The sequence below is a fragment of the Gilliamella sp. genome (assembly GCF_024104075.1).
In the GTDB taxonomy this organism is placed as follows: Bacteria; Pseudomonadota; Gammaproteobacteria; order Enterobacterales; family Orbaceae; genus Gilliamella; species Gilliamella bombi.
In genome coordinates this window covers 84,985-93,392 of record NZ_JAGGHR010000006.1, presented here as the reverse complement: position 1 = coordinate 93,392, position 8,408 = coordinate 84,985, and the positions used below count along the sequence as shown (strand labels likewise).

General features: G+C 33.1%; 8 protein-coding genes and 1 pseudogene. 7 read left to right on the top strand and 2 right to left on the bottom strand.

The genetic code is table 11. The features are described 5' to 3' along the window. The 3 genes and pseudogenes from J6569_RS03375 to J6569_RS03365 all read left to right on the top strand — a co-directional run. The coding region (locus J6569_RS03375; protein ID WP_296317599.1) for an IS3 family transposase at nucleotides 1–571 on the top strand (571 nt) is incomplete at its 5' end. 401 nt (nucleotides 572–972) lie between these two features. Beyond that, nucleotides 973–1,112, top strand: a pseudogene (locus J6569_RS03370) (IS5/IS1182 family transposase); the annotation flags it as partial. 453 nt (nucleotides 1,113–1,565) lie between these two features. Then, nucleotides 1,566–2,054, top strand: coding sequence for an NADAR family protein (locus J6569_RS03365; protein ID WP_296317597.1), 489 nt, complete (start codon nucleotides 1,566–1,568; stop codon nucleotides 2,052–2,054). A 262-nt stretch (nucleotides 2,055–2,316) separates the two neighbouring features. On the opposite strand, the gene J6569_RS03360 is transcribed toward J6569_RS03365, so the two are convergent. Beyond that, entirely contained in the window at nucleotides 2,317–2,952 is a 636-nt protein-coding gene (locus J6569_RS03360; protein WP_296317595.1) for an NAD(P)-dependent oxidoreductase, read from the bottom strand. Nucleotides 2,953–3,092: 140 nt separating this feature from the next. Here J6569_RS03360 and J6569_RS03355 point away from each other — a divergent pair, with 140 nt between their 5' ends. After that, the gene (locus J6569_RS03355) at nucleotides 3,093–3,458 is read left to right on the top strand and encodes a helix-turn-helix domain-containing protein (protein WP_091348146.1); all 366 of its coding nucleotides are present in this window, start codon (nucleotides 3,093–3,095) and stop codon (nucleotides 3,456–3,458) included. Here the strand turns inward: J6569_RS03355 and J6569_RS03350 are convergent. Next, nucleotides 3,455–3,982: a hypothetical protein gene (locus J6569_RS03350; protein WP_143422114.1), complete on the bottom strand. Its 528-nt coding sequence runs from the start codon at nucleotides 3,980–3,982 to the stop codon at nucleotides 3,455–3,457. The genes J6569_RS03355 and J6569_RS03350 overlap by 4 nt on opposite strands. 460 nt (nucleotides 3,983–4,442) lie before the next feature. Between J6569_RS03350 and J6569_RS03345 the strand changes: the two genes are divergently transcribed. The 3 genes from J6569_RS03345 (at nucleotide 4,443) to treR (ending at nucleotide 8,363) form a co-directional block, all read left to right on the top strand. After that, nucleotides 4,443–6,140, top strand: a complete 1,698-nt coding sequence (locus tag J6569_RS03345) for an AAA family ATPase (protein ID WP_296317594.1) — start codon at nucleotides 4,443–4,445, stop codon at nucleotides 6,138–6,140. Then, complete coding sequence (locus J6569_RS03340) at nucleotides 6,140–7,252, top strand: 5-methylcytosine-specific restriction endonuclease system specificity protein McrC (RefSeq protein ID WP_296317593.1); 1,113 nt, start codon at nucleotides 6,140–6,142, stop codon at nucleotides 7,250–7,252. The genes J6569_RS03345 and J6569_RS03340 overlap by 1 nt, the downstream gene beginning before the upstream one ends. A gap of 148 nt (nucleotides 7,253–7,400) precedes the next feature. After that, nucleotides 7,401–8,363 carry a trehalose operon repressor TreR gene (gene treR / locus J6569_RS03335; RefSeq protein ID WP_296317592.1) on the top strand — a complete coding sequence of 321 codons (963 nt, stop codon included), beginning with the start codon at nucleotides 7,401–7,403 and terminating at the stop codon, nucleotides 8,361–8,363. Nucleotides 8,364–8,408 lie beyond the last annotated feature (45 nt).

Below are 8,408 nucleotides of genomic sequence, written 5' to 3'. Positions count from 1 at the left end.
GTTTCGAAATACACCTGTAAAAAATATTGTATTCATACAGAAAAAAGCAATGAATCACCGGTGGGGGAATGAACTGAATCGAGAATTTGATATAGGTCAACCACGAAAGATATTGGTGACCGATTTAACCTATGTAAGAGTTAAACAACGTTGGCACTACCTTTGTGTAATTGTTGATATCAGTAATCGAGAAATAGTAGGGCGAAGTGCTGGCAGGCATAAAACAGCGGCACTGGTCATGCAAGCTATGAGTCAAATTCCAATGAACTTACAGACGATTGAGTTGTTTCATTCTGATAGAGGAAAAGAGTTTGATAATCATTTAATTGATGAATGTTTAACAACATTTGGAATTAAACGGTCGTTAAGTCGCAAAGGCTGCCCCTATGATAACGCAATTGCAGAAAGCACATTCAAAGCAGTGAAAACAGAATTTGTGTCAAATACTATTTTTGATTCACTGGCGCAACTTAAATTGGAATTTAATCACTATGTGGATTGGTTTAATTATAATCGACTTCATTCAACATTAAATTACCAGTCGCCGATTGAATACAAAAGAAATCGATGACCTTATCTTTTTGGTACTAAAAAGTGTGGACATACCAAATTAATCCTTATGGCGCGGAAGGTGGTTATGGTGTCTGAAAGAACAATATAAAAAAGAATAAAGCCCCAGTATAAGTTTGGAGCAAACCCTTTAGGGTTGAGCAGTTGCGGTAAAGCCACAATCGCGCCCCCCCGCCACCAACGCTGAAAGCGTGGCTGGCGGGGGCACAAGGACAAGCAAATAAACAAAGAGGAGTCATGCAATGGAAATTAAACAAAAATTAGCATTAAGTGACAACCCGATTCATTTTTTGAGAGAAGGACTTTTTTAAAGACATACAACCAATCGTTTTATGTGATAAATCAATTATTAGGATTCAACATAAAACCAATAATCAAACACATAAAAAAACTCGACCAAATGTGCGAGCGCATCAACGTAGCTTAGATGTAGCAACTTAGCATTCACATCAGATAGGAAAAAGCTATGGGGCAACTCAGCTAAAATCCACTTTGCTTTTGATAATGGTGGTCTACCGATTTGTTTCGAGCTTTCGCAAGGATAACATTATGTTATTGCTGGTATTTATACTTATGTGGCTACCAATGTATTGTTGTTTAATATATAAACAACAAAAGTCAACTGCCTTAATAATTCAGTTAAAAAAAATATTTAGTTAGCAATACAACAAGCTTTAGAAAAATGGACTATGCCAAAAACTAGAAAAATACAATGAGTCGGTTTATTATAAAATTTTGTGACAAAATTAATTATCACCTTTAATGGGCAAATATACAAATTTAGTATGGATTTATAAAGGGATATATTCTGAATCAGCAAATATTTGCAGATTCACCATATAGAGAATAAAATTTTAGGCGATTTATTAACTTTTATAATATGGTTAAAACGCATCATGAATTTTTAAAGAGTTATTTTAATTATGAAGTGTAAACAATCCAGAGGTTTCTTAGCTGTAAGTTTATTTATTCTACAAAAGGAGCAATTTAAATAGATGAAACAAGTCGGAAAGAAGAAAATGATTTTCTTTTTTAGTCCTGATCATTATCTATCTCAGTGGTATCCTTGTCATTTTGTTATTAATGAAATAGCATTTACTAGTGCAGAACAATGGATGATGTATTCTAAAGCGTTGTTATTTAAAGATATAGAGAGTGCCAATGCTATTCTATCTATTCCGTCATCTAAAATGCAAAAAAAGCTGGGGCAAACTGTGCGTAATTTTGATGAAAATATATGGAATAAGCATAAAAAAGAGATTGTTTTTGAGGGTAATTATGCAAAATTTTCTCAAAATGATGAGCTTAAAAAATATCTATTATCAACCAAAGATAAAGTATTAGCAGAAGCAAGCCCTTATGACAAGATTTGGGGAATTGGTTTAAGTATTGATGACGAAATGAGATTTAATATGGCTAAATGGCGAGGCAAAAATTTACTTGGTGAAGTTTTAATGCAAGTAAGGAAGGCATTAAAAGCGTAATTCTAAATAACTATTAATCATCTATTTTTATACTGAAACACATAGTTACCTGAAACTTTTTGACAAAACTATCAATCTTTTTATCAACTTTTTTGTTTATGGCGCTAACATAGATTAGCTTTTTGTTAAAAATATCCCAAGCCAAATCCAACCACTAAAATAATAAGCGTTGAATATTTTTGTTGGGATATTTTGTTAATTGTTATAAAAAATAAACGTTTATTTCTGTTTTGAAACGCTTAGCAACTGAATTTTAAAAATATCACTCAGTAGCCACAGTAAAACGTTGTTTAATATGCTTGGCTTTTTCTGCTTCATCAATCATGGCAATGGCATAATCGGCATAACTGATTTGGCTTTTTCCTTGGCTGTTAAATAACACCTCTTCACCGCCCAAGATATAATGCCCAGTTCTTTCCCCATCAGCATTAAACTCAATGGCTGGGCTTAAATAAGTCCATTGCACATCATCGCACGTTCTAAGCGCATCAAGTGCTTTGGCCATATTGGTGGCTAATGGTTTAAATGCCTCAGGAAAATCAGGTGTATCAACCAAACGTAGTGAATGCTGTGGATTAACATATAAACTGCCTGCTCCCCCAACCACTAATAGGCGATTTGTTTTACCACTTAATATATCCGTTAAATGTTTTAAACTGGTTTGATGCAATGGCAGTGATTCCAGTGCCCAAGTACCAAATGCATCGATAATCACATCAAAGGGTTTTAAATCAGTATAGGTTAATTCGAACAGATCTTTAATTAGCACATTTGCTTTGGGATCGAGCGGTTGACTCGCTTTGCGCACTATTGCGGTAACATCATGCCCTCGTGAAATCGCCTCTTTGACTAAAAGTTGCCCTGTTTTACCACTCGCACCAATGACTGCTATTTTCATACTTTACTCCTTTTAATCGTTTAAGGATTAACATGATATAAGAATGGTTTTAGATTAGTCTTTAACGTTTCTACTGTAAAGTAGGTACCAAATAGTGCTATAGTAACTTTTTTGAAACTATTGTTGAATTTTAAGGATTAATGATTAAATTAAATAATGATTTGCCTATTTGCCCTGTTGAAATAACATTAATGTTAATGGGTGATAAGTGGAAAGTCTTAATTGTGAGAGACCTGCTTACGGGAACCAAGCGCTTTGGTGAACTAAAAAAATCGCTGACTGGTATATCACAAAAAGTTTTAACTCAGCACCTGCGAGCTATGGAAAAAAATGGGTTATTAACCCGCAAAGTGTATGCCGAGGTTCCCCCCAGAGTTGAATATACATTAACCGAGGTTGGACAAAGTCTAAAACAGGTGCATGATGCCATGTTAGAGTGGGGAAAGGCCTACAAATTAAAAGCGGATGAGTCACCTTTTCCTCATCCGTCAATCAATCATAATTAACTATCAAATTCTTCGCAGCCAAAATAAAACTCATCTGAGTTGGCATTTTTGTCACGACCGATAAGAATGATACTAGGAAAATGATTTTCTTCTGTGATTGGGGCTGTATATTGATAATATTGTCCTATATCACCCCAAGACATTTCTTCTTTTAAATGGGCAGGGATTGGGATTGCCCCCATTGCTTTGGCAAATGTATCTATATCACCTTTGGCAACAGCATAAAAATATGAACCGCTATCGCCTTGGTATTTAATTTGCGATACAGTCGTATTCATTATTTCCAGCGGTTTGGCAAAGTGATACTCTAAATTAATCAGCCCATCATCTTCTAAGTTTTTTATGGTAATGTTTTGTTGGTTAAGTTGTTTAACCACTTTTGCATCACGACCATCAATTGGAGCAACCTTGCATAATAAAGCCGCTTTAAATTGTGCTTCAATTGTATTATTTGTTTCGGTCGCTAATGCATATCCTGAGAAACCCAAAATGAGCAGTGAACTGCATAAAAATTTGTATGACACCTTTATTTTTTTCCTTTTAAAATCATCATTTCAATTATTTTATATTATTGCAAAAAATGATTTTATCGAATAGCGCTTATCAAAATTTAGTTAAATAAAGTTATTTTAATCTCAGTGATTAAATGATTGATATTACATCTTATACCAATTTAGTGATCGACTATGGATTAGGATGCATAATTTTATAGCCTAATTTAACCAATTTCTTTTGCCTAGTAACTAGATTAATTACATAAAAAATTCAATCCGATATGCATGCACAACACTTTTAAGTCATTAATGGCTTTAGTAAAAATTATCTTCTTTTTTTATTATTTAACTATTTGATTATGCAAAGTAAAAACATAAATAGCTTTATAAAAATAGTTGGCAAATAATTAACAATATTCTATTTTTGGTTAACAATAAATTAGTTTAAAATACACATAAAAATAAATAATATGATTAGAAAGGAAAGCAATTGGACGGAATAAAAACATATTGGTTTTTAGGTGCTAACTATACTGGAAATAAAGATCAAACCGATCGCTTCATTAATTCTGGCATTTGGGAAAATGGTTACGATAAGAAATATTTAGATGTCGTGCGTTCAATTGCTGTTGGTGATCAAATTGCCATCAAATCAGCTTATACCCAAAAACATCATTTACCTTTTGATAATAAAGGTAAGTTTGTTTCTGTTATGGAAATTAAAGCGATTGGCATTGTAACTAAAAATCATGGTGATGGAAAGTTGTTAGAAGTTGATTGGCAACAAACTAATTTGAGCAAAAAGTGGTATTTTTACACTAACCGAACGGTTATTTGGCGGATTAGAGCGAATAATCAGTGGAATAAACAATTAATTAATTTTGCATTTTATGATCAGCCACAAGATATTGATGCTTTTCGCAATGCTCCATATTGGAAATCTCGTTACGGGGATAATAATTTAAGTAACAATAGTAGTACTAATGCCAACGATATTAACGAACCGATTAATGATTCTTGGCTAGATATTGTATTACAACGCATTAAACAATTATGTTATCAGAAAAATAGTAATATATTTACTCGGTCAGAATTTCTTGAGCATTATAAAGAGAATCTTCAGCTATTATTTCCTAACAATAATACTATTGAATCAACTATTGATAATAGATTTCAAGAGTTAAGAAATAATAATATTTTATTATTTTTGGGTGGTGGAAAATATAAATTACTGGATATTGACACGCTAAATGAAAAAGAAAATTATGATAACCAAGATATGACTGACCCCTTAATCATAAAACAACCTTATACCGAAGAACATCTAATCAATGAAGGTTGTTTTGTTGATAAACAACACTTGCAAGCCATATTAAATAGCTTAAAGTTGAAAAAAAACCTTATTTTACAAGGTCCTCCTGGGACAGGTAAAACTTGGTTAGCTAAACGTTTAGCTAATATTATTGTCGGCTATAAAGATTCAAATAATATCAAAGCCATTCAGTTTCATCCTAATATGTCTTACGAGGATTTTATCCGCGGCTATCGACCAACCAGTGATGGTAAATTAGCACTGATTGATGGACCTTTTTTAGAGATAATTAATCAAGCAAGGAATGATTCTCAATCAAATTATGTGATTGTGATTGAAGAAATTAATCGTGGCAATCCAGCACAAATTTTTGGTGAAATGTTAACGCTACTTGAAGCTGATAAACGAAATCCAAATGAGGCATTAGAATTAACATACCAACACCAAAATGAAAAAGGCGTATTTATTCCTGCCAATCTTTATGTTATCGGTACTATGAATATTGCCGATCGTTCGTTAGCGATGCTCGATTTTGCTTTACGTCGTCGTTTTGCCTTTTATCATTTAAGTCCTCATTTTGGTGAGAATTGGCTCAACTATATGCAAGAAAAAAACGACTTTTCACCACAACAATTACAAGATATAAAGCACTGTATAGAGGCATTAAATGAATATATTAGTAAAGATAGTACACTCGGCAAGGCATTTACCATTGGGCATAGCTATTTTACCTGTTCTAACCAAAAAATGACTGCGCAAGATTGGTTTAAGCATATTGTTCGTTCAGAAATCAAGCCTCTATTAGAAGAGTATTGGTTTGGCGAGCCTGAAAAATTGAGTAATGCGATGATTATATTATTAGGTAATGCACAATAATGACCACGATAAATAATCATCCGCTATTAACCAATACTACCGTTGCCAAAATACCAATTAGAAACATATGGCTACTTTTGCTCTATGCTTCTGATTATTATAAAACTGTAGGGAAAAAGCAGAGGATAGAACTAGAAAATAATCCAGAGGAATTAATAACGCTCGCTGCCAAACTATATTGTCAGGCAGTAAATAAATGGTTAATACATCATCTTGTCGCAGATTATCAGCTCACAACAAAAGTGCTTAATCGTGTCAGAGGAAAAATAGATGTTTTAACCACTCAGCGTAAGCAATTATTGGCAAAGGGTAAAATTCAATGTCGATATGATGATTTAACGATTGATACCCCTAAAAATCGCTATATTCATGCTGCGGCTCATCTATTAGTTAAACAATTGAAAGATGCGAGCTTAATTGAACAATGTAGAAAAATCATTCATCAATTTACTACGTTAAATATTGGTCAAACAACGCATTATTGCTATGAAAAGGAGCGTTTTAACCATGCAAATCTTAAAGATAATAGTTTAATTTCATTAGCAAAACTGATTTTTAGCTTGTCAATTCCCACTCAATTCCAAGGATTACATACCATTGAACAACTAAAAAAAACCGATGATTGGTTATGGAAATTATTTGAAAAAGCAATAGTTGGCTTTTACCGTGTAAATTTAGATCCTCAGCAATGGACCATTTATGCCGGTAAAAAATTAAATTGGCAATATAGCAATGCGACCGATAATATCACCACCTATTTGCCAACTATGAAAACCGATTTAATCTTTGAAAATCGCAGTCATACACAACGTTTAATTATTGATACTAAATGTACCTCAATTTTAAAAAAATCATGGTTTAGAGATAACTCGTTTAGTAGTCATCATATTTATCAGTTGTATGCTTATTTAAGAAGTCAGGAAAAAGATAGCGATCCTTTATCCGTTTGTGCCTCTGGCATGTTACTATACCCAGCTGTCGGCGTGACGGTTAATGAAAATATGACTATTCAAGGACATAAATTATCATTTTGTACTATTGATTTAACGCAAGATAATAACACTATTAAAAATAGTTTATTGGCGTTAATAAATAGTTTTGGCTCGTGCTAATTCAAATTTTATCATTTTCTACCTGAGTTTAATGCTAACTACTGTTTAGCAAAAAACAATTTACCAAACCAATATAAACAATCTGAAATCGCTATTTTTTATAAAATAGATTAGTATGATTTTATTGATTTTTGTTGGCTAAATTATTATGAGTATATCTTCAAACAACTTAACCATTAAAGATATTGCAAAGCTTTGTTCGGTAAGTAAATCTACCGTGTCTCGAGTGATTAATCATGATCCTATGGTTAAAGAAGCTACGCGTAATAAAGTTTTGGCAATCATTGAACAGTATCACTTTACGCCGTCTAAATCGGCAAGAGCGATGCGTGGTTATGGGAATAAAGTGGTTGGGATTATTGTAACTCGCCTTGATTCTCTTTCTGAAAATCAAGCTGTTCAAAGTATGTTGCCTATTTTTTATCGGCATGGTTATGATCCTATCATTATGGAAAGCCAATTTAGTACAGCCAAAGTCAAAGAATATTTATCCATGCTTAAAGGTAAACAAGCTGATGGAGTAGTTATCTTTGCATTTACTGGACTAGAGCAGTCATTATTATCCACCTGGCAAAATAGTAGTGTAGTAATCGCAAGAAAATTCCAAGATCATACTTGTATTTGTTATGATGATATTGGTGCAGTTAGATTATTGCTTGCTCATTTATATCAATCGCAACAACATCAAAATATTGGTTATATCGGTATTGAGCAACAAGACCAAACTACTGGCGCATTGCGTTATCAAGCCTATTTGGATTTTTGCCAGCAATATCAACTTAGCCCCAATGCGGTTTTAGGTCAATTAAGTTATCGTTCAGGTTATGATCTTGCCCAGTTGGTGTTAACTAAAAATCCATCGGCTATCGTTTGTGCAACTGATGGTATTGCATTAGGATTAAATAAGTATTTACACGAAAAACAGCTTGAACATATTACCGTAGCTAGCATTGGTAATAGTGAGCTACTGAGTTTTCTTTTTCCTAAGACTTGTGCAGTTGAACTCGGTTTTGATCAAGCAGGTAGTTGTGCGGCTCAAGAGTTACTTAATATGTTACAAAATCAGTTTGAACTGAAAAGTATCACCATTCCTTGCCATTTAATAAGCTAACCAGTAGTTATTTTTATTTAATTTGTGCTTATTTTGCTCTAATTT

Coding starts and splice junctions, on each gene's coding strand:
- J6569_RS03355 (WP_091348146.1), top strand. CDS start 3,093: ATGATTAAATTAAATAATGATTTGCCTATTTGCCCTGTTGAAATAACA.
- J6569_RS03360 (WP_296317595.1), bottom strand. CDS start 2,952: ATGAAAATAGCAGTCATTGGTGCGAGTGGTAAAACAGGGCAACTTTTA.
- J6569_RS03365 (WP_296317597.1), top strand. CDS start 1,566: ATGAAACAAGTCGGAAAGAAGAAAATGATTTTCTTTTTTAGTCCTGAT.
- treR (WP_296317592.1), top strand. CDS start 7,401: ATGAGTATATCTTCAAACAACTTAACCATTAAAGATATTGCAAAGCTT.
- J6569_RS03340 (WP_296317593.1), top strand. CDS start 6,140: ATGACCACGATAAATAATCATCCGCTATTAACCAATACTACCGTTGCC.